The organism is Pseudomonas nitroreducens, from assembly GCF_024170165.1.
GTDB lineage: Bacteria > Pseudomonadota > Gammaproteobacteria > Pseudomonadales > Pseudomonadaceae > Pseudomonas > Pseudomonas nitroreducens_C.
On sequence record NZ_JALJXP010000016.1, the window covers coordinates 1 to 21,132 of the forward strand.

Genomic DNA, 21,132 nt, shown 5'->3' on the forward strand with positions numbered 1-21,132 from the left:
GTCTCCTACCGTCTGGCTTGCAGAAGCGGGTCTTGTCCCTCCACCCCCGACAGGTTCCTACCCTAACGCCATACAAGCGGGCCATGCCCGCGATCGCGCGCATGGCGCGCTCCTACAGGGAGCGTTGCTTAGGCGCCCTGCGTCAGGTGTCGGGCAATCGCCGTGCGCAGCGGCGGCAGGTTCTGCGCCAGGCGCAGGCCGGCGTTGCGCAGCAGGCGCACCGGCGGGCGCGGGTCGGTGTACATGCCGACGATCAGCCGGGTGGCCTGGTACAGCGGCCAGGTCGCCAGGCGATGGGCCATGGCATAGCGGCGCAGCGGCCAGGTGCCGCCGATATCGCCGCCACGACGATGGGTCGCGAGGATTTCATTGGCCAGCCGGCGCTGGCTCTGCAGGCCGAAGTTGAAACCGTGGGCGGTGACCGGATGCATGCCGACGGCGGCATCTCCGATCAGTGCGCTGCGCGGGCCGACGAAACGGTCCGAGTACACGCCCACCAGCGGGTAGCTGTGGCGCGGGCCGAGCAGTTGCATGCCCCCCAGCCGGCGGTCGAAGCGGCGCTCCATCTCCCGGGCGAAGGCCTTCTCGTCCAGTTCCAGCAGCGGCGCCATCTCGCGCTGCGGCAGGGTCAGCACCACCGAAGAGCGGTCGCCGTTGATCGGCAGCAGCGCCAGGGTCTGGCCGTAGCCGAACCATTCCCAGGCGACGTTGTGGTGCGGTTTTTCGTGGGCCATGCGGCAGACCATCATGGTCTTGCCGAAGTCTTCCATGTGCGCGCCGATGCCGAGCATGCGGCGGGTCTCGGAGAAGCGGCTGTCGGCCGCCACCAGCAGGCGCGCGTGGACGCGGCTGTCGTCGTCCAGGGTCAGCGACACACCGTCCTGCTGCACCTGCAACGTGCGCAGGGCACGACCGCAGACCAGCGAGACGTCCGCGCACTCGTGCACCGCGTCGAAGGCGGCACGGCGGATCATCTGGTTGGACACGAAGTATCCCAGCTGCTCGGCGCCGGCCTGCTCGGCCTCGATGCGCAGGGTGAACAGCGAGGGGCCATTGAGCACCTGGGCATCGCGCAAAGGCGAGACTTCCTCGGGATCGATCCGCGACCACATGCCCAGGCGCTGCAGCTCGGCGCGGGAGGCGTGGGTCAGGGCGATCTCGCGGCCGTCCTCGGCGGGCTCGGCCACGGCAGTCAGCGGCTGGCGGTCGATCAGCAGGATCGACAGGCCGTTGCCCGACAGCGAGCGGGCCAGGCAAAGTCCGGCGGGGCCGGCGCCGACGATGGCGATGTCCACGTGCATGGGAGACTCCTTTCGCGAGGGATGGGCGGTCCCGGAGTCTAGGCTGGCCACTGGCCCGTTTCGTTGCCATGGATCAGTGGCCCGCGGCGAATACCTCCAAATAGACGGGGCCCTTGCAACGACCTAGATCGACAGCCGCACGCCCCGCTGCGGATCGATCGCCGTCGCGCCCCGGCGCTTGTTCACCACCAGCTCGCCAATCTCGATCAGCCGCGTGCGCGTGACGTTGCGGCTGAGGCCGAGCAGGTTGGCGGTGTGCACCTGGTTGCAATGGCAGAAGCGATAAGCCGCGCGCAGCAGCGCATCCTCCACCCGCGCATGCAGGTTGCCGCCCTGCTCCTCGAACAGCCGCTGGAACGCCTGCCGGAGTATCTGCTCGGCGCCGAGGGACTCCAGCCGTGGTTCTTCGCTGCGTTCGATACGCAGGTTGGACAGGTGCAGGTCCTCCGCCCGCACCACGCCGTCGCGGCAGATCAGCAGGGTATGGTGGATGACGTTTTCCAGCTCACGGATGTTTCCCGGCCAGGAATAGCTGCGCAGCTTCTGCGCGGCCTCGGCGCTCAGCTGGCTCTGCCCGTAGCCCAGGCGCCGGCTGTACTCGGCGATGAAGTGGCGGGTCAGCGGGAGGATATCGCCGGGCCGCTCGCGCAATGGCGACAGCTCCAGGCTGACCACGTTGAGGCGGTAGTAGAGGTCCTCGCGGAAGTGCCCGGCGTTGATCGCCTTCTCCAGCTGCACGTTGGTGGCCGCCAGCACGCGCACGTTGATCGGGATGCTCTTGCGCGAGCCCAGGCGCACCACCTCGCGCTCCTGCAGCACGCGCAGCAGCTTGACCTGGATCGGCATCGGCAGGTCGCCGATCTCGTCGAGGAACAGCGTGCCGCCGTTAGCCTCCTCGAACCAGCCGGCCTTGGCCGCCAGCGCGCCGGTGAAGGCGCCCTTCTCGTGGCCGAACAGTTCGGCCTCCACCAGGGATTCGGAGAAGGCCCCGCAGTTTACTGCCACGAACGGCCCGCTGCGCCGCGCGCTGAGGTTGTGGATGTGCCGCGCCACCAGCTCCTTGCCGGTGCCGGTCTCGCCGATGATCAGCACGCTGGCCTCGCTGGGTGCGACCTGCTGCAGGTGATCGAGCAGTGCCTGGGATTTCGGGTCCTCGAAAACCTGGGCCGTGGCGCGGATGGAGGTGGCCAGCGCCGGGGACTTGGGCAGGGTCAGCAGACCCTCGGGGGTGGTCGCGTTCATGAGTAGAAGGTCGGTTGCGGCAGTTGCTGGTTCAGCGCCCAGTCGCCCAGCTCGCGGACCTTGTAGTCCACCGGGTCGTGCAGGGTCTGGGTGCGCAGGTTGCGCCAGTAGCGGTCGATGCGCAGTGCGGCATGGGTAGAGCGCGCGCCGGTGACTTCGAACAGGCGGTTGCAGATGTCCAGGCCGTTGCGGGTCGCCGCGACCTTGGCGGTGGCGATGGCCACGGCGAGCCGCCCGCGTTCCTCGGCGTCCAGCGCTGCGCCTTTGCTCCAGGCTTCATCGAGCAGTTGCGCAGCACGACGCACCAGCAGGCGGGTGCTCTCCAGGCCAACCCAGAACTCGCCGTAATGCGCGAGCACGTAGGGGTCTTCCGCGACCGTGGGGACGCTGGCGCGGAACCACGGACGGGCTTCCTTGAGCGTGTACTGCCGCGCCTCCTCGAACGCGCCTTCGGCGATGCCGAGGAACACGTGGGAGAAGATCAGTTGGGCAATCAGCGGGCGCAGGCAGGCGAACGGTGTGCTCAGCGGGCCCGGGTCGAGCAGCAGCTCGCTCTCCTCCACCCGCACGCGCTCGAAGGTGGCGCTGCCGCTGTCGGTCTGACGCTGGCCCATGTTGTCCCAGTCGTGGGCCAGGCTGATGCCGCTGCGCGCGGTGGGAATGGCGGCGATCAGCAGCTTGCCGCCCTCGCCGTCCAGCGCCGAGGCGATGAGCATTTCCGAGTCCAGCGCGCCGGAGCAGAAGCTCTTGCGCCCGGAGAACTCGCGCCAGCCGGCGAAGCTGCGCGACAGGGTGCGGGTGTCCAGCGGGTTCAGCGCGTTGCCCCAGAACCATTGGTTGCGCGCGGTCAGCTCGAACCACGGCTGCCACTGCTCGGGGCGGGAGAACAGGCGTACGGTCGCCAGCATCAGGTGCTGGAAACCGAACACGTGGGCGATGGAACTGTCGACCACGGCGAACTGGCGGACGATGTCCAGCGTGGTGCTCCAGTCGGCGCCCAGGCCACCGTACTCGGTGGGGATGATCAGCGACAGCAGGCCGCTCTGGCGCAACGCGTCGCGCTCGGCCTTCGGCGTGCCGCCACGGATGTCGCGCTCGGCGGCGGTTTCGGCGAAACCGGCGGCCAGTCGCTGGGCTATCTGTCGGGGAGTCGTATCGAACTGCCCGGGTGTCTGTGCGTCGAGACGCGTCTTGGCGTTCACGCTCGCTTCCTCTTGAGTCTGTTCAGGGCAAGCCGGGCCGGTGCCCGGCAAGTCGGGACGTGGATCGCCGGATCAGCCGGCCTTGCGGCCGGGCAGCACGTCGTTGGCGATCATTTCGCCGAAGGGCCCGGTGAGGTTGGTCACACCTTGCCCGGCCAGGCTCGCATAGGGCTCGGGGAGCAAAGGGAAGACCAGCTCGGCGAAGCGGTAGGCCTCTTCCAGGTGCGGGTAGCCGGAGAAGATGAAGCTGTCGATGCCCAGATCCGCGTATTCCTTGATACGTTCGGCCACCTGCTGCGGATCGCCTACCAGCGCGGTGCCGGCGCCGCCACGGACCAGGCCGACACCAGCCCAGAGGTTGGGGTAGATCTCCAGCTGGTCGCGGCGACCGCCGTGCAGCGCAGCCATGCGCCGCTGGCCTTCGGAGTCGAAGCGGGCGAAGGACTTCTGTGCATTGCTGATGGTCTCGTCGGAGATGTTGGCGATCAGCCTGTCGGCGGCCTGCCAGGCTTCCTCGGCGGTCTCGCGGACGATCACGTGCAGGCGGATGCCGAACTTCACGCTGCGGCCCTGCTTCACGGCCTTCTCGCGCACGTCGGCAATCTTCTGCGCGACCGCCTGCGGCGGCTCGCCCCAGGTCAGGTAGACGTCCACCTGTTCGGCGGCCAGATCGTGCGCCTCGGTCGAGGAACCGCCGAAATACAGCGGCGGATAGGGCTTCTGGAGCGGCGGATAGAGCGCCTTGGCGTTCTCCACCTGCAGGTGCTTCCCGGCGAAGTCCACGGACTCGCCCTGCAGCACGCGGCGCCAGATGCGCAGGAATTCGTCGGTGACTTCGTAGCGCTCGGCGTGGCTGAGGTGGATGCCGTCGCCACGGTTTTCATCCGGGTCGCCGCCGGTGACCACGTTGATCAGCAGCCGCCCGCCGGAGAGGCGATCCAGGGTCGCGGCCATGCGCGCGGAAACGGTCGGCGAGATGATCCCCGGACGGATCGCCACCAGGTAGCGCAGGCGCTCGGTGAGCGGCGCCAGGGCCGAGGCGACCACCCAGGAATCCTCGCAGGAGCGGCCGGTGGGAATCAGCACGCCGTAGTAGCCGAGGGAATCGGCGGCCTGGGCGATCTGCCTGAGATACGGCAGCGACACCGGGCGCGCGCCTTCGCTGGTGCCGAGGAAGTGACCGTCGCCATGGGTGGGCAGAAACCAGAAAACGTTCATCGATGGCTCCTCAGGCGGTCTTGCGCAGTGGCGGGCGGACGAACAGCGGCGTGGCGCGCTCGGCGGCCAACTGGATGCGGGCGCGCAAGGTGTCGCTGGTGATCTGGTAGTTGGCGAAATCCGCTTCGCTGGCATACACGCCAATCGGCAGCGTGATCGACTGGAAGAAGCTGAACAGCGGGCGCAGCTGATGGTCGAGGACCAGAGCGTGGCGCTCGCTGCCACCGGTGGCGGCGAGCAACACCGGCGTGTCGATCAGGGCGTTCATGTCCACCAGATCGAACAGATGCTTGAGCAGGCCCGGATAGGAGCCGCGGTAGACCGGCGAAGCGACTACCAGCAGGTCGGCGCTTTCGATCTCGCGCAGGGTGGCTTCCAGCTCGGCGGAGAGCTCCTGGCGCGACAGCGCGGCACCCAGTGGGCGGGCGATGTCGGCCAGTTCGATGATTCGGGCGTCTACCGGAAGCTGCTCGCCGAGGGCGTCGAGCACCGCCTGGGTGAGCACCAGGGTGCGCGAGGGGCGATAGGTGCCGCCGGAGACGGCGACCACTTTGATGGGGCTGGTCATGGGTTTTCCCTGTTGACTGTTGCGCTAGGTACAGAGGCCTTGAGCAAGGGCCGTACCAACCCCTGAAAGGGGCGTAACAACAAGGAAATGTGCGATTTACGGGCACTTCAGCCGGTTTTTCCGGCTTTGCGTGTCACCCAGGCAACAGTGCTGCTGATCGACTGTTGGCTGGGCAACACCCCGCCATCAATGCGCAGGCATCTCGCGCAGACCATGGGAGATATTCAGCCCTTCCAGTTCGGCCAGGTATTCGCCTGTGCTGAGCAGACCGATGCACGCAGTCGCGCCGCGCTGGCGCAGCTGCCCGGCGGCCAGCTTGCGCGCCAGCGCCACCGCCGCCATGCAGGGAATGTTCGGGCCGTGGTCCTGCTGCGCGAGGATTTCCCAGCACAACGCCAGGGGTCTGCCGTCGCCATCGACACCCTGCAGGTGGACGAACATGCCGCTGCGCCCGTCGCCCAATGGCTGCATCGCCACGGCCATGCGATGCAGGCCGGCGCCCAGGCGCGCGGCATCTTTCACCAGCCCGGCGCGCACCAGCCACGACAGGCCCCAGGTGCCGAACTGGGTGAGGCTCAGGCCGAGGCCGGCGGAGAAGCGCACGTCCTGCACGCCGGGATAGCGCTGGGGAAACAGGTCGAGGTCGGGCACATCGCAGTGGGCCAGCCAGCGCTGCCCCAGCGGTTTGGGGAAGCGGTGGCGATTGAGCCCCTGCCAGCCGTGCACGTCCTGCCAGCGGCCCTGGCGCCACTGGCGCAACGGCTTGCCGCAGTAGCCCAGCACGGCGGACACCGTGGCCTGCCCGGGAATCTTCGCCGAGGAACTGATGCCGTGGTGGATGCTGTCCAGGCGCTGGAAGCGCGGCAGCAACTCGTCGATCACCGAGGCGGCCAGCGCCGGGACTGAACTGGCGCCGCTGCAGACCAGCACCCCGGCGCTGCGCGCGGCGCGGTCGAGCTCCTGGATGCCGCAGACGAACTGGCGGGCGTCGGCCAGGTCGACGTAATGCGCGCGGGCTCCGATGGCGGCGCGGGCCACGCGGTAGTCCTGGCCCTGGAAGGGGCCGGCGGTGGAAATGACCATGTCCACCTTCAGCTCATTGAGGCGGCCGGCCAGCGTCGGCTGGTTCATGTCCAGGCACACCGGCTCGCCGCCCACCTGCGCAGCCAGTTCATTGGCGCGGCGCTGGTCACGCCCACCCACCAGCACGCGGATGCCGTCGATACCGCTCAGGCGCCGCACGATCAGGCTGCCGAAGTTGCCGTAACCGCCCAGTACCAGCACACGAAAATTCCGTTCCATTCCCACTGACCCTGTTGCTCCCTGACTGCTGCTGGCCATGCCAGCTCCTTCATCCCGGCTTCGCACCCTCATGGCGCGGCAGATGGTCGTCCAACGGCCACCAGCTGGCACGGGACGCCACGTAGTAATGCGCTTCGAGCTTTGTCTGCACGGGCTCGTCCAGGGTTCCCGCACGCACCCGCAAAGTTTCCGGCAGTGCATCGCGGGCGCTGTAGATCGGCGAGCCGCAGGTTCGGCAGAACACCCGTTTCTTGCCAGGCGTGGCGCGGTATTCGGCCAGCTCGGAGGCGCCGCTGAGCAGGTGGAATGCCGAGCGCTCCACCGGGAGGTTGGTGGCGAACGGCCCCCCCTGCGCCTTGCGGCACTGGCTGCAATGACAGACCTGGATCGGCGCCAGCTCGCCGCTGATCTCGTAGCGCACCGCACCGCACAGACAACCGCCCGACTGCATGCCCTGCTCTCCCGCCCGGGTTCACGAAGCGAAGGAGTCTAGAACAGCCTTGCCGACAAGTACCACCGTGCGCAGGGATGGATTTCAGACATCTGCGCCCCAGCCCAGCGGATACAGCAGTTCTTCCTTGTAGCCGGCCCACACCCGCACCGCCGCCGGAAAGCTGGCATCCAGCGCGGCGTCGCCGCTGTCGACCAGCAGCGGACGGCCGTCGAGGGTGCCCAGCTTGCGCTTGGTGGCGATCACCCGCAGCCGCTCGATGCCGATCGCGCGCAGCACGCGCGGGCTGATCTGCTGGTTGCCACGGCCGAGGATGTGACCCTGCCCGCCGATGGCAGTCACCAGCAGGAAGGCCGGGTGCCCGTCGACCAGGTCGAACAGCTGCGCCTCGGTGACATCGCGGGCGATCACCTCACCGTTCTCGATGACATCGACACCCAGCAGCGTGGTCTCCAGGTGCAGGTCGGCGGCCAGCCCGTGCAGCGTCGAGCCGGGACCGATGACGTAACGCACATCGTCCTCCCAGCTGTCCTCAAGCCAGGCGGCGAGATCGGCGAGCACCAGTTCCTCGGTCTCCATGCCGGCCTGTTTCACGTGCTGCATGAAATGGCCTTCCTCGGGCACCGTCAGCTCGGCGTACCAGCGCGCGGCGACACGGCCTTCGCGCAGCGCGGCTTCGTCGAGGTCGCGCACCTCGCCCTGGGTGAGGCGCACCAGGCCACCGTCCACCAGGCGCCGCGCCAGTTCCCCGGCGGCGCGCGGGCTGATGGTGTAGACCCCGGAGTGGATCTTCACCCCGGCGGGGATGCCCAGCACCGGCTGGCCTTCGCGGGCCACCTCGGCCACGTCGCGCGCGGTGCCGTCGCCACCGGCGAAGAGGATCAGTGCCACGCCGGCCTCCTGCAGCGCCTGCACGGCGTGACGGGTATCCGCCGCGCTGCTCTGCTCCGCTTCCAGGGCACCCACCAGGCGATGGGCAAAGCCCATCTCCGCCAGCAGGTCGGCGCCCATGGGGCCGGGAAAGGTGAGGAACTCCAGGCGCTCGCGCACCGCCAGCAGGTGCTCCAGGGCAACACGCGTGCGTTCCGCCGCCCGTGGTTCGGCGCCGCGCGCCAGCGCCAGGTCGGCCACGCCATCGCTGCCCTTGAGCGCAGTCGGGCCGCCAATACCGGCCAGCGGATTGATGATCAGCCCTATGCGAATCCTGTCCATACTCAACCTCGAGGGAAACTTCTTCGAACCACCGGCGCAAGGCCGGGTCGGACCAGGGAAGCGGCAACTCCACCACTATAACGACAAGCAAACGACCGGGGACCTCGCGATTGGCACGCAATCTGCGAGCGATCCTGTCGTCTGTCTTCGGTGACGGATATTCGGCGCCGCCCTGCGCGCCTCTGTCACCGGGGTTTCATCTGATCTGCCTAGACTGCAACGAACCTGATGTAGAGGAGATTGGCCATGAGCCTGCAAACCCACCAGCAATCCGCCCCCCGTCCCACTCCGCGCCAGCCTCAGCAGCCGGTCGGCGGTTCGATCATCGATGCCCAGGGCCGTGAAGTCCCGATTACCGAAGACATGATCCAGCGCGCCTGCCAGGAACTCGACAAGACCTGCGAACCGCCGCGCCGCTAAGCGAAGCAAAGCGCGGCAGCGCGTCCGCCCTACTCCCCGACCCGGTTGGCGCCCAGCGCGGTCAGCAGGCTTTCCAGGCGCGGCGAATCGCCCTGGATGTCGACCCACAGGCCGGTGATTTCCCGGCGCGGCGGGTAGTGCTTGCGCAGCGCGTCGAAGGCCGCCCGCCGGGTCTGGGTGTCCCCGATCAGACTGCGACGGAAATTGGCGTCATCGCTGCGCGGGTCGTACACCGCGCGGCAGAGCATCGCCAGCGCCCAGTCCGGGTCGCACTCTTCCTTCAGGCTCAGTTCGGCCAGCCATTGCGCGGGCAGCAGGTCGTCGAGATCGACGGCCGGCGCGCACTGCTGCCAGGCGCAGAAGGCCTCGTAGATCTGCGCTGTGCCGCGCAGTTTGCCGTCCAGGCTGTAGCCGGCGATGTGCGGGGTGGCGATGCGGCAACGCTGGGCCAGTTGCACGTTCACTTCCGGTTCGCCTTCCCAGACGTCCAGCGCGACGTCGATATCCGCGCCGGATTCGAGGTGGATGCGCAGCGCCGTGTTGTCGACCACACCGCCACGGCTGGCGTTGATCAGCCAGGTGCCGGGGCGCAGCGCCTTCAAACGCTGCGCGTCGATCAGGTGGCGCGTCGGGTTTTCGCCATCGCGGGTCAATGGCGTGTGCAGGCTGATCACGTCGCACTCGCGCAGCACTTCTTCCAGGCTGCGGAAATCACCCCCTTCGGCGGCGGCGCGCGGCGGGTCGCAGACGCGCACGTCCCAGCCCAGCCCGCGCAGCACATCCACCAGACGACCACCCACCTGCCCCGCGCCGATCACGCCATAACGGCGTTCGGAAAGCCTCGCACCGTGCACTTCCGCCAGGGCCAGCAGGCTGCCCAGCACCCAGTCCACCACACCGCGGGCATTGCAGCCCGGCGCGCTGGACCAAGCGATGCCGGCCTCGGCAAAGTAATCGAGGTCCAGGTGATCGGTGCCAATGGTGCAGGTGCCGACGAACTTCACCTGGCTGCCTTCGAGCAGCTCGCGGCTGACGTCGGTCACCGAGCGCACCAGCAGGACTTCGGCGTCGCCCAGGGCGGCGCGGTCGATGCCGCGCCCCGGCAGGCGGCGGATGTCGCCGTGGGCGCCGAAGAAGGCTTCGACCAGGGGAATGTTTTCATCGGCAAGGATACGCATGGGCTGACTCCAGAAATCGGCACCGGCTACTTTACCAGCGCCGTTGCGCGCGGTCCCGCGCCACACACACCGGGCTTTGCTGACCGGGCGGACAGCCCTTAAACTGGCCGGCTTCCCGCCCATTTCTTCTGCCAAGGAAAGCCGTGACCAGCCTCACCCAGCCCGTCTCCCGCGGACGGCGCACCGCCACCGAACTCAAGGAACTGCTGACCCTCGCAGCGCCCATCATGATCGCCCAGCTGGCGACCACCGCCATGGGCTTCGTCGATGCGGTAATGGCTGGCAGCGTGGGGCCGCGCGACCTGGCCGCGGTGGCGCTGGGCAACTCGATCTGGATTCCGATCTTCCTGCTGATGACCGGCACCCTGCTCGCGACCACCGCCAAGGTGGCCCAGCGCTACGGCGCGGGCGATCAGGCCGGCACCGGCCCGCTGGTGCGCCAGGCACTGTGGCTGGCGTTGCTGGTCGGCCCGCTGGCGGGGGCGACGCTGTGGCTGCTCTCCGAGCCGGTGCTGCGGGCGATGAAGGTCGAGGAGGCGCTGATCGAGCCGAGTTGCTTCTATCTGCGCGGCATCGCCTGCGGCCTGCCGGCAGTGGCGCTGTACCACGTGCTGCGCTGTTTCAGCGACGGCCTGGGGCGCACCCGGCCGAGCATGGTGCTGGGCATCTGCGGGCTGATGCTGAACATCCCGATCAACTATGTGCTGATCTACGGCCACCTCGGTTTCCCGGCCCTGGGCGGCCCCGGCTGCGGTTGGGCCACCGGCTCGGTGATGTGGTTCATGCTGCTGGGCATGCTGGTCTGGGTGAACTGGGCCAAGGTCTACAAACCCAGCGAGCTGTTCCGCCACTGGGAGCTGCCACAGCCGAAGGTGATCGGCAGCCTGGTGGCGGTCGGCCTGCCGATTGGCATCGCGGTGTTCGCCGAGTCGAGCATCTTCTCGGTGATCGCCTTGCTGATCGGTGAACTGGGCGAGAAGGTGGTAGCGGGCCACCAGGTGGCGCTGAACTTCAGCGCACTGGTGTTCATGATCCCCTACTCGCTGGCGATGGCCGTGACCGTCCGCGTCGGCCAGTCCCTGGGCGCCGGTGCCCCGCGCGATGCGCGCTTCGCCGCGGGCGTGGGCATGGGCGCGGCGCTGGCCTACGCCTGCGTCTCCGCCAGCGGCATGCTGCTGATGCGCGAACACATCGCCGGGCTCTATACGCAAGACCCGGAAGTGCTGGCGCTGGCCGCCACGCTGCTGGTGTTCTCGGCGCTGTTCCAGTTCTCCGATGCCGTGCAGGTCACCGCCGCCGGAGCCCTGCGTGGCTACCAGGACACCCGCGCGACCATGATCATGACCCTGTTCGCCTACTGGGGCATCGGCCTGCCGGTGGGCTACAGCCTGGGTCTCACCCACTGGCTGCAGGAACCCACCGGCCCACGCGGCCTGTGGGAAGGCCTGATCGTCGGCCTGACCTGTGCCGCGGTAATGCTGTGCATCCGTCTGTCGCGCAGCGCCAGGCGGCAGATCGTGCTGAACGAGATGCGCACGGCGGCGTAAATCCGCAGGATGCAGAAAAGCCGCCCGAGGGCGGCTTTTTCGTAGCGCTTTGAGGATCAGTCGGTGACCAGCGCCGGTTTCGGCCGACTGCTGAGCGTCGTGCCCACCGAAGCGACGATGATCGCGCCGATGGCGATCCACTGGTGCGAAGTCAGCTGCTCACCGAGGAACACCAGGCCGGACAGCGCGCCGAACGCCGGCTCGATGCTCATCAGGGTGCCGAAGGTACGCGCCGGCAGGCGGGTCAGTGCGATCATTTCCAGGGTGTAGGGCAAGGCGCTGGAGAGCACCGCCACGCCCAGCAGCGCCGGAAACAGACTGACATCGAACAGCGCCATGCCACTGTGCGCGAAGCCGATCGGCGCCACGCAGATCGCCGCGATGCTGATGCCCAGCGCCGCGCCCTGGGCGCCCAGGTCATTGCCGGCACGTTGGCCGAAGATGATGTACAGCCCCCAGCAGACACCCGCTCCCAGCGCCAGTGCGGCGCCCTTCGGATCGATGCCGTGGCCGAAGTCGGCGATGGGCAGCAGCAGGCCGAGGCCTACCACAGCGATGGCGATCCACAGGAAGTCGAGCGGCTTGCGCGAATAATACAGCGCCACCGCCAGCGGCCCGGTGAACTCCAGCGCCACCGCGACCCCCAGCGGGATGGTCTGCAGCGCCATGTAGAAGGTCAGGTTCATCAGGCCCAGGGTCACGCCATAGATGAACAGCGGCTTGAGCGGCTTGCCGCGCAGCGAGGTGCGCCACGGACGCAGGATCGCCAGCAGGAGGATCGCGGCGAAGATCAGGCGCATGGAAGTCACGCCTTCGGCGCCGAGCACCGGGAACAGGCTCTTGGCGACCGAGGCACCGGTCTGGATCGAGGCCATGGACACGATCAGGATAAGGATGGGGAAGACAGTGGAAAGGAAGCGAGAGCGAGGCATGATGCGGACCTGAACAGGCGTTGCAACGGTTGGGATTTCTTGGTTGACTGTTATGCGCAACATAATGCGCAAAAAGGCCAGAATGAGCAATATACTGCCCACTCCTTCCGAACGCCCCAGCGTGCTGGTGCATGTCGCCGACAACGTGAAGACCCACCGCCGCGGCGCCGGCCTGAGCCAGGACGCGCTGGCCAAGGCCTCGGGCGTCAGCCGCAGGATGCTGGTCGGTATCGAGAGCGGCGACACCAACGTCAGCCTCGCCACCCTCGACCGTATCGCCGCGGCCCTGCAAGTCACCTTCGCCGACCTGGTTCGGCCGCCATCCACCGGCGGCTTGTCCCGTGTGGATGCCGTCGCCTGGGGCGGCGAGCAGGCCGACAGCCGCGGCACCCTCCTCGCCAGCACCCCGGCCACGCGCCAGGCCGAACTCTGGCACTGGACCCTCGCCCCCGGCGACCGCTACAACGCCGAGCCCGACGCCGAGGGCTGGTACGACATGGCCTATGTCATCGAAGGCCGGCTGACCATCGTCCTTGCCGACGAGACCGTGGAGGTCGACGCTGGTGGATTCCATGTGTTCAAGAGCAACCAGCCATTTTCCTACCAGAACCATGGGGCTGTACTAGTGCGGTTCGTGCGGAACGTCGTGAATTGAGGGTTCGCGCTCGGTGTTTATGCGCCGCATCGGCGTGCGCTGGGACTACGTGTTTCGCCTCCTCGGGCGAGTCACTTTCTCAAACGCCAGAAAGTAACCAAAGGGCTTGCCCCTCCATCCGGTTTTTCGCTTGGGGCGAAAAATACCCTCGTTGAAAGGGGCCCTCCGGAGTGCGCGGACGTTTTTCTGGAAATCCTCAAGAACCAAAGAAAAAGCCGGCATGAAGCGGGCCTTCATCATCAGTACGTAGGGCGCATAACCCGGAACGGGTTATCCGCCGATGCCCCCACGGCGGATAACGCTGGCGCGTTATGCGCCCTACGGTCTGGATCGTGAAGAGAGCCCCACCCGCCCAACCAGCACCAAAAAGAAAGGCCCGCACCAGGCGGGCCCTTCTTCTGAACACCCAGCGTCAGTTGCCCTGCGGCATCTCACCCCGCGCCAGACGCGCATTGATATCGGCAATCACCGCCGGCAGTTCGGCGATGGTGTCGATCAGGTAGTGCGGGCGCGAGCCTTCGAACATCTGGCCGATGCGGCGGCGCTCCTGGTCCAGCTTCTCCGCCGGCAGCGCCTTGTATTGCTCGTAGGTCAGGCCCAGGGCGTTGCCCGAGCAGGTCAGCGCCACGGTCCACATGCCGGCGCTGCGGCCTTCGAGGATGCCCGGCCAGGTGTCGTCGACCTTCACGCAGGCCGCCACGTCGTTGATGCCCAGGGCAATCACGTTGGCCAGTGCCTGAGCCGGGTGCGGACGGCCATTGGGGACTTCATCGGTAGCAACGACATGGTCGGCGACGTAGCCGTTGGTCTTCGCCAGGGCGACGACTTTCTCCATCACCACCGCCGGGTAGCCGGAGCAGGAACCGATCTTCAGCCCGCCCTTGCGCAGGGTGGCGATGGCGTCCAGCGCGCCGGGGATCAGCGCCGAGTGCTCGGCGATCTTCTCGATCTGCAGCGGCATGAAGCGCTCGTAGATGGCGGTGACGTCATCATCGCTCGGCACGCGACCGAACTTGGCCTTGTAGCGCTCGGCAATGGCCGGGATGTCGCACAGGGTGCGGATATGGTCCCACTTGCCCATGCCCATCGGGCCGCGGGCTTCTTCCAGGCTGACCTGCACGCCGAACTCGGCGAAGGCCTCGACGAAGATCTGGGTCGGCGCGAAGGAGCCGAAGTCGACGACGGTGCCGGCCCAGTCGAGGATCACAGCTTGCAGTTGCTGGGGTTGCTGGTAATTCATGGCATTCAATCCTGTAGGAATTCGGGCGGACATCAGATTTCGAAGACTTCCATTTCCTTCAGCGTCTCGGCGATGGCCGCGACGGCGGCGCGCATGCCGCTGGCGTCGACCTGGCCGATGCAACCGACGCGGAAGGTTTCCACCTGGGTCAGCTTGCCCGGGTAGAGGATGAAGCCCTTCTCGCGCACCCGGTTGTAGAACTCGGTGAAGGTGTAGCGGGCGTCGCTCGGGGCGTGGAAGGTGACGATGATCGGTGCCTGGATCTCGGCCGGCAGAAAGCTGCGCAAGCCCAGTTCGGCCATCTCCGCCAGCAGAGTCTGGCAATTGTTTGCGTAACGCTGATGACGGGCGGCGAGACCACCCTCCTCCTCGTACTGGCTCAGCGCTTCGTGCAGCGCGGCGACCACGTGGGTCGGCGGCGTGAATCGCCACTGGCCGGTCTTGGCCATGTAGGCGTGCTGGTCCTGCAGGTCCATGGACAGCGAATGGCAGTTGCCGGCGCTGGCGTTCAGGGCGGCACTACGGGCGAAGACGAAGCCCATGCCCGGCACGCCTTCCAGGCACTTGCCGGAGGCGGCGATCAGCGCATCGAAGGGGATCTGCCGGGCGTCGATATCGAGCGCGCCGAAGGAGCTCATGGCATCGATGATCAGGCGCTTGCCGTGGGATTCGATGACCTTGGCGATCTCGGCCAGCGGATTGAGGATGCCGGTGCTGGTTTCGCAGTGGATCAGGGCGACGTGGGTGACGCTCGGGTCCGCGCTGAGCAGGCGGTCGACGTCGGCGGCAGTGGTCGGCACGTCCTCTTCGGTTTCGAAGGTGCTGAACTCGCGGCCGATCACCTGGCAGATCTTCGCCAGGCGCTTGCCATAGGCGCCGTTGATCAGCACCAGCACCTTGCCGTCACGCGGCACCAGGGTGCCGATGGCAGCTTCGACGGAGAAGGTGCCGCTGCCCTGCAGGGGCACGCAGGTGTGGCTCGCTTCGCCGTGGATGATCGCCAGCAGGCGCCTGCAGACGTCGGCGGTCAGGTCGTTGAAGTCGCGGTCCCAGGAACCCCAGTCGACCATCATGGCGCGACGGGTGCGGGGGGACGTGGTCAGCGGACCGGGAGTCAGCAGGATGGGGGCTCGCTCGGCAGTGCTCATGCTCGATTCCTCTTTCGTGGGAACGTCGTCAGGGCTGAATTCGCTTGGGCCGGGCGGGTTCGCGGCGGCCTGGGCATAACTTGCCGGCCGGGCAGATATCGTTCAAATTGTTTATCACGATGCACTGCATAAGCCGGACATATACCTTATGAACCTCTTCCAGCTCCGCGCCTTCGACGCCGTCGCCCGCGAACGCAGCTTCACCCGCGCCGCCGAGCGCCTGTTCATCAGCCAGCCGGCGGTGACCGGGCATGTGAAGGCGCTGGAGGAGCACTACCAGGTCAACCTGTTCCGCCGCACCGCGCGCGGCGTCGAGCTGACAGAAGATGGCGTTCGGCTGTCAGCGATCAGTCGCACGCTGTTCGCCCTGGAGGAGGAAGCCGAGGCCGTGCTCGATGCCAGCCGCGAGCTGGTGACCGGGCGCATCGAAGTGGCCGCCGACGGCCCGCACCTGGTGATGCCGATGCTTGCCCGGTTGCGCGCGCGTTACCCCGGCATCACCGTCAACCTGCGCCTGGGCAACGCACAGGAGACCCTTGCCGCGCTGATGGACGAGCATGTCGATATCGCCGTGCTGACCGAGGTGGAGCCGCGCGCCGGGCTGTTCCTGCGCGAGCTGGTGGAGTCACGCATCTGTGCCCTGGTGCCGGCCAGCCATGCCTGGAGCGAGCATGCCGGGGAGTTGCCGCTGGGTGGGCTGGACCAGCAGATCATGGTGCTGCGCGAGCCCGACTCGATCACCCGGCGTACCTTCGATGCGGCCTGCTCGACGGCTTCGGTCGAGCCCCGCGTGCTGCTGGAACTGGACAGCCGCGAAGCGGTGACCGAAGCGGTGGCGGCGGAGCTGGGGATCGGCATCGTGTCGTCGCTGGAGGTCAGTCCGGACCCGCGGGTGAAGGCAATTCCGCTGAGCGGTGACGGCCTGCTCAACCGCCACTCCATCGGCTGCCTGGAGCGGCGCCGGGGATTGCGGGTGGTGAGTGCTTTTCTGGAGTTGGCGCAGGACTGATGGTCCACGCCTGAATCGACTGCAGGAGCGCGCCAGGCGCGCGATCACGGGCATGGCCCGCTCCTGCAACAGCGCCGCGCGTTGAGTTCCCCTGTAGGGCGCATAACGCCCAGGGCGTTATCCGCCGTCCTGGCGGATAACCCGTTCCGGGTTATTCGCCCTACGGGTGCCGACGGAACCTTCGGAAGGATGCGACCAGTCGCCCTACTCCGAGGGCAGATCTTCCTTCACCAGGTCGAGAAAGGTCGCCACGATCCGCCGCGTGCTCTGCTCACGCAGGCACACCAGGGTCTCGCTCATGCGCCAGTGGCAGTCGAGGATCGGCAGCGCATGCACCCGCGCATCCGCCCCCAGTTCGGCGGCCGACACCACACCGACGCCAATCCCCACCGCCACCGCTTCCAGCGATGCCTCGCGGCCTTCCACCTCGATGGCCGGGCGGATGCGCAGCCCGGCACGGGCCATTTCCGCCTCCAGCATCTGCCGGGTCACCGAGCCCTGCTCGCGCAGTACCAGCGGGGCGTTGTCGAGGTCGGCCAGTTCGATGGACTCGCGCCCGGCCCAGGGATGACCACGGCCAACGAAGGCAACGATGGGGTCGCTGCGCAGGGTGAAGGTCAGCAGGCGTTCGTCCTGGACCTCGCGGCCCAGCAGCGCCAGGTCCGCCTGGTAGTCGAACAGGCGCTGCAGGGATTCGTCGGTGTTGCCGGTCTCCAGCTTCACGCGGATGCCCGGATGGCGCTGGCAGAAGCGCGCGATCTGCGGCAATACGTGCACCGGCGCATCCACCGCCAGAGTCAGGCTGCCGGTCTGCAGCGCACTGGATTCCTGCAGCAATTCCTGCGCCTCGGCCTCGATCACGAACAGCCGCTGGGTCACTGCCAGCAGGCGTTCGCCCAGTTCGGTCAGGCGCACCGAGCGCTTGTTGCGGTGGAACAGCAGCACGCCGTAGCGTTCCTCCAGCTTGCGCACCTGGTCGGAGATCGCCGGCTGGGTGAGGAACAGGCGCTCGGCGGCGCGGGTGAAGCTGCCGTGCACGGCAACGGCATGGAAGGCCTTGAGCTGGGCGTGGGAAACGGACATGGGCGCGCCTCTGCAGGAAGGTTCTGACCGTCTTATCGCCAGACGACGGAAAGCGACTACGAGGTCATTCACGCAAAACACTAGCGTCATGGCGCAGTGTCATACAAGCCCAGCTTATTTTTGAAATCTGATAAATCGATTTCAGTTATTTATTCGAAATTGTTTCCATCCCTCCACCGCCGCTGCAACCCACCGGTTCGCAGCGGCGGCACAGAACAGCCTCAGCGCTTCTGACCCGCACCGCGAAGACGGTGCGACGTGCTTCGACAACAACAATAAAAAAGGCGTTACCCACTGACTGCCGGCACAGCACAACAACAACGAGGTCAGACCATGCTCAACCCTCACGGCACCGCTTCGCCGCGCTCTTCCCTTGCACGCTGGAGATGGCAGATCTTCGCCATCACCTGGCTGGCCTACGCGGCCTTCTACTTCACCCGCAAAGCTTTCTCGGTGGCCAAGCTCGGCATCGCCGAAGACCCCTCCTTCCATCTCGACAAGATCGCGATGGCCAACCTCGACGCCATCTACCTCGCCGCTTACGCGGTGGGCCAGTTCACCTGGGGCGTCTTCGCCGATCGCTACGGCCCGCGCGTGGTGGTGTTCGGCGGCCTGCTGATCTCCGCCGCCGCCGCCCTGGTGATGGGCAGCTTCGCCACCCTGCCGATCTTCGCCACCTGCATGGTGGTCCAGGGCCTGGCGCAATCCACCGGCTGGTCCGGGCTGTGCAAGAACATCGGCAGCTTCTTCGCCACCCACGAACGCGGCCGCGTGCTCGGGTTGTGGAGCACCTGCTACGCCTTCGGCGGTCTGGTCGCCTCGCCCTTTGCCGGCTGGTGGGCCTACGAAGTGTTCGGCACCTGGCACGCAGCGTTCTACTCCACCGCCGCCGTGGTCGGTGCGGTCGCCATCCTGTTCCTCCTGCTGCAACGCAACCGCCCGCAGGACGTCGGCCTGCCGCCGGTGGAAGCCGATGTGCAGCAACCCGAGGCGGTGAACTACGCCGGCTTCAAGCACGAGGGCGAGAACGGCAAATCCCTGCGCATCCTCGGCAAGGTGCTGCGCAACCGCACCGTGCTGACCCTGGGCCTGGCGTACTTCCTGCTCAAGCCGGCGCGCTACGCGATCCTGCTGTGGGGCCCGGTGATCGTCTACGAACGCATGCCGGGGCTGGGCAAGGTCGGCGCGGCGATCCTGCCGTCGGCGTTCGAGGTCGCCGGGCTGCTCGGGCCGATCCTGATCGGCTTTGCCTCCGACCGCATCTTCGGCGCACGGCGCATGCCCGCCTGCGTGATCAGCCTGCTCGGCCTGACGGTGTGCCTGGCGCTGTTCGTCCCGGCCATGCAGACCGGCAGCAGCCTGCTGGTGCTGGCCCTGCTGTTCATGATGGGCCTGACCCTGTACGGACCGGACTCGATGATCAGCGGCTCCGCCGCCGTGGACTTCGGCACTGGCGAAGCGGCCGGCACCGCGGCGGGTTTCGTCAACGGCTGCGGCTCCATCGGCGCGATCCTCGGCGGCCTGCTGCCGGGCTACTTCGACACCTACAGCGTGTTCATCGGTTTCACCGTCACCGCGCTGATCGCCGCCGGCATCCTCATCCCGCACTGGAACAGCCGCCCGGAAGCGGCCAGCCAGGCCAAGCCCGCCAGCGAAGAGCCGAGTCTGAACGCACGCCCGGTGCGCTCCTGAGTCCCGCTTACCCCTCACCGGCCGGCTGAGGGAATGGGCGAGGCGCCCCGCGCGCCTCGCCCTTTTTTCGTTTCCCCGTACACATCCGGAACCACGGATGGGCTTGTGCCATCAGCCTCACCTGAATAACATTGATTATCATTTAAAAATTATTCCTGCTGGACGCCCTTGTGAGCACTTCCAACCTCGACGCGGTCTTCCTGGCCCAGCGCCTGCCTTTGCTGCGCACGCTGCTACGGATGGTGAAGAACCCGAGCATCGCCGAAGACCTGGTGCAGGAAACCTACCTGCGCGTCGCCCGCACCCTGCTCGAACGCCGCATCGATCACCTGGAACCCTTCCTCTTCCAGACCGGCCGCAACCTCGCCCTGGACCACCTGCGCCACCTGCGCATGCAGTCGCGGACCATGCTCGAGGACGTGCCTTTCGATGTGGTGCAGGCGGTACCGGCGCCGGGCTCCAGCGCCGAGGACCAGTTGCACGCGGAAAAGCTGCTCGAGCGCCTGGGCGCCACCCTCGCAGAACTCAGCGAGCGCCAGCAGCGCATCTTCATCCTCAGCCGCCTGCATGGCTGCGGCTACGCGGAGATCGCCGAGCAACTCGACATCTCGCCGAGCACCGTGCAGAAGGAACTGAAACTGATCATGGCGATCTGTGTCGGACTGGTCAGCCGCCTCGAGGAAACGGTATGACGGACTACCGTTCGCCGGCCGATTCGACAACAATGCGCGGCTCCCCCCCCCAGCACCGCCCCGAGGATCGCCCCTTGCCCCACGCCGCGCCGCCCGACGACCAGCAGATGGCCGAAGCCCTCGACTGGCTGATCCTCGAGGACGACATGGACGCCGCCACCCGCGCGCGCTTCGATGCCTGGCTCGCCGCCAGCGAAGGCAACGCGCGTGCTTACCAGCGCGTGCGCGATGCGTGGCAGTCGCCTTTGCTGCCGGTCGCCGCCGCACGCCTGGAGCGCACGCGAGAGCCCGAAAAGGTTCGTCCATTGCAGCGCAAACGGCGCTTCCTGAAGCCCTTGGCGACCGCCGCCGCCCTGCTGCTGGCCATCGGCGTCGTGGTGCAGGGCGACCTGCTGACACGCCTGCGCGCAGACCATCTCACTGCGGTCGGCGAACGCCAGAAAGTCCAGCTGGCCGACGGTTCCAACGTGCTGCTCAACACCGACACCGCGTTCTCCAGCAAGGTGGACGACCAACAGCGCGTCGCCCGCCTCTACCGCGGCGAAGTCTTCTTCGACGTCGCCCATGACCGCAGCCGCCCCTTCGAGGTGGAAGCCGGGCCGGTGCAGGTCACGGTGCGCGGCACCGCATTCGCCGTGCGCTACCTGGGCAACGAGGCGGAAGTCAGTGTGCAGCGCGGCGAGGTGGACCTGCGCACGCGCCTGGACGACGCCCGCGTCAGCCTCGGCGCCGGCGACAGCATCCGCGTCGGTCCGCAAGGCTTCGGCGAGCGCCAGCACGGCGCCGAAGCCGAATCCCAGCTGGCCTGGGTCAAGGGCCGCATGGTGTTCGAGAACTGCCCGCTCAGCCAGGTGCTGGCCGAGCTGCGCCGTTACTACCCCGGCTGGATCGTGAACACCAACGAGCGCCTGGAGAACGTCAGCGTCACCGGCAACTGGCGTCTGGATGATCCGCTGGGCGTGGCCCGCTCGCTGGCGCAAATCACCTCCGCCGAGCTGCACGAATACCCGAAACTGCTGATCCTCAACTAATAGCGAATT

The 21,132-nt window shown here is 67.3% G+C and carries 20 protein-coding genes; 7 read left to right on the forward strand and 13 right to left on the reverse strand.

Translation table 11 applies throughout. From position 1 onward, the window contains the following. Positions 1–128: 128 nt before the first annotated feature. From ubiM to J2T47_RS25455, 8 genes are all read right to left on the reverse strand, one after another. Positions 129–1,301, reverse strand: coding sequence for a 5-demethoxyubiquinol-8 5-hydroxylase UbiM (gene ubiM / locus J2T47_RS25420; protein WP_253453006.1), 1,173 nt, complete (start codon positions 1,299–1,301; stop codon positions 129–131). 123 nt (positions 1,302–1,424) lie between these two features. Next, entirely contained in the window at positions 1,425–2,543 is a 1,119-nt protein-coding gene (locus tag J2T47_RS25425) for a sigma-54 interaction domain-containing protein (RefSeq protein ID WP_253453008.1), read from the reverse strand. Next, positions 2,540–3,745 (reverse strand): acyl-CoA dehydrogenase family protein, encoded by a 1,206-nt coding sequence (locus J2T47_RS25430; protein ID WP_253453009.1) that lies wholly within the window; start codon positions 3,743–3,745, stop codon positions 2,540–2,542. The genes J2T47_RS25425 and J2T47_RS25430 overlap by 4 nt, the downstream gene beginning before the upstream one ends. Before the next feature lie 72 nt (positions 3,746–3,817). Continuing rightward, positions 3,818–4,963 (reverse strand): FMNH2-dependent alkanesulfonate monooxygenase, encoded by a 1,146-nt coding sequence (ssuD, locus tag J2T47_RS25435; protein WP_253453011.1) that lies wholly within the window; start codon positions 4,961–4,963, stop codon positions 3,818–3,820. A gap of 10 nt (positions 4,964–4,973) precedes the next feature. After that, positions 4,974–5,531 carry an FMN reductase gene (msuE, locus tag J2T47_RS25440; protein ID WP_253453013.1) on the reverse strand — a complete coding sequence of 186 codons (558 nt, stop codon included), beginning with the start codon at positions 5,529–5,531 and terminating at the stop codon, positions 4,974–4,976. Positions 5,532–5,717: 186 nt separating this feature from the next. Continuing rightward, the gene (locus J2T47_RS25445) at positions 5,718–6,833 is read right to left on the reverse strand and encodes a saccharopine dehydrogenase family protein (protein ID WP_253453015.1); all 1,116 of its coding nucleotides are present in this window, start codon (positions 6,831–6,833) and stop codon (positions 5,718–5,720) included. 49 nt (positions 6,834–6,882) lie between these two features. Next, the gene (locus J2T47_RS25450) at positions 6,883–7,284 is read right to left on the reverse strand and encodes a GFA family protein (protein ID WP_253453017.1); all 402 of its coding nucleotides are present in this window, start codon (positions 7,282–7,284) and stop codon (positions 6,883–6,885) included. An 84-nt stretch (positions 7,285–7,368) separates the two neighbouring features. Continuing rightward, on the reverse strand, positions 7,369–8,496 hold the full coding sequence (locus J2T47_RS25455) for an ATP-NAD kinase family protein (RefSeq protein WP_253453018.1): 1,128 nt from the start codon (positions 8,494–8,496) through the stop codon (positions 7,369–7,371). Positions 8,497–8,742: 246 nt separating this feature from the next. Here J2T47_RS25455 and J2T47_RS25460 point away from each other — a divergent pair, with 246 nt between their 5' ends. Further along, positions 8,743–8,916 (forward strand): PA1571 family protein, encoded by a 174-nt coding sequence (locus J2T47_RS25460; RefSeq protein ID WP_253453020.1) that lies wholly within the window; start codon positions 8,743–8,745, stop codon positions 8,914–8,916. A gap of 29 nt (positions 8,917–8,945) precedes the next feature. Here J2T47_RS25460 and pdxB read toward each other — a convergent pair whose 3' ends face one another. Then, positions 8,946–10,094: a 4-phosphoerythronate dehydrogenase PdxB gene (gene pdxB, locus J2T47_RS25465; RefSeq protein ID WP_253453022.1), complete on the reverse strand. Its 1,149-nt coding sequence runs from the start codon at positions 10,092–10,094 to the stop codon at positions 8,946–8,948. 143 nt (positions 10,095–10,237) lie between these two features. On the opposite strand from pdxB, the gene J2T47_RS25470 reads away from it, so the two are divergent. Beyond that, a complete protein-coding gene (locus J2T47_RS25470; protein ID WP_253453024.1) occupies positions 10,238–11,641 on the forward strand; it encodes an MATE family efflux transporter in 1,404 nt (467 codons plus the stop codon). 56 nt (positions 11,642–11,697) lie between these two features. Here J2T47_RS25470 and rhtA read toward each other — a convergent pair whose 3' ends face one another. Next, positions 11,698–12,573, reverse strand: a complete 876-nt coding sequence (gene rhtA / locus J2T47_RS25475; protein WP_253453026.1) for a threonine/homoserine exporter RhtA — start codon at positions 12,571–12,573, stop codon at positions 11,698–11,700. A gap of 52 nt (positions 12,574–12,625) precedes the next feature. Here rhtA and J2T47_RS25480 point away from each other — a divergent pair, with 52 nt between their 5' ends. Then, the gene (locus tag J2T47_RS25480; RefSeq protein WP_253453028.1) at positions 12,626–13,228 is read left to right on the forward strand and encodes a helix-turn-helix domain-containing protein; all 603 of its coding nucleotides are present in this window, start codon (positions 12,626–12,628) and stop codon (positions 13,226–13,228) included. A 412-nt stretch (positions 13,229–13,640) separates the two neighbouring features. Here J2T47_RS25480 and phnX read toward each other — a convergent pair whose 3' ends face one another. Next, complete coding sequence (gene phnX, locus J2T47_RS25485; protein ID WP_253453030.1) at positions 13,641–14,468, reverse strand: phosphonoacetaldehyde hydrolase; 828 nt, start codon at positions 14,466–14,468, stop codon at positions 13,641–13,643. Between the two features lie 32 nt (positions 14,469–14,500). Next, positions 14,501–15,616, reverse strand: a complete 1,116-nt coding sequence (locus tag J2T47_RS25490) for a 2-aminoethylphosphonate--pyruvate transaminase (RefSeq protein ID WP_253453032.1) — start codon at positions 15,614–15,616, stop codon at positions 14,501–14,503. A 148-nt stretch (positions 15,617–15,764) separates the two neighbouring features. Between J2T47_RS25490 and J2T47_RS25495 the strand changes: the two genes are divergently transcribed. Beyond that, positions 15,765–16,625, forward strand: coding sequence for a LysR substrate-binding domain-containing protein (locus J2T47_RS25495; RefSeq protein ID WP_253453034.1), 861 nt, complete (start codon positions 15,765–15,767; stop codon positions 16,623–16,625). A gap of 204 nt (positions 16,626–16,829) precedes the next feature. Here the strand turns inward: J2T47_RS25495 and J2T47_RS25500 are convergent, their stop codons facing one another. Next, positions 16,830–17,708, reverse strand: coding sequence for a LysR substrate-binding domain-containing protein (locus J2T47_RS25500; protein WP_253453036.1), 879 nt, complete (start codon positions 17,706–17,708; stop codon positions 16,830–16,832). 333 nt (positions 17,709–18,041) lie between these two features. On the opposite strand from J2T47_RS25500, the gene J2T47_RS25505 reads away from it, so the two are divergent. The 3 genes from J2T47_RS25505 (at position 18,042) to J2T47_RS25515 (ending at position 21,123) form a co-directional block, all read left to right on the forward strand. Continuing rightward, entirely contained in the window at positions 18,042–19,400 is a 1,359-nt protein-coding gene (locus J2T47_RS25505; RefSeq protein WP_253453037.1) for an MFS transporter, read from the forward strand. A 170-nt stretch (positions 19,401–19,570) separates the two neighbouring features. Continuing rightward, on the forward strand, positions 19,571–20,092 hold the full coding sequence (locus J2T47_RS25510) for an RNA polymerase sigma factor (RefSeq protein WP_253453039.1): 522 nt from the start codon (positions 19,571–19,573) through the stop codon (positions 20,090–20,092). A 107-nt stretch (positions 20,093–20,199) separates the two neighbouring features. Beyond that, positions 20,200–21,123, forward strand: coding sequence for a FecR family protein (locus J2T47_RS25515; RefSeq protein ID WP_253453226.1), 924 nt, complete (start codon positions 20,200–20,202; stop codon positions 21,121–21,123). The last annotated feature ends 9 nt before the right edge of the window (positions 21,124–21,132 follow it).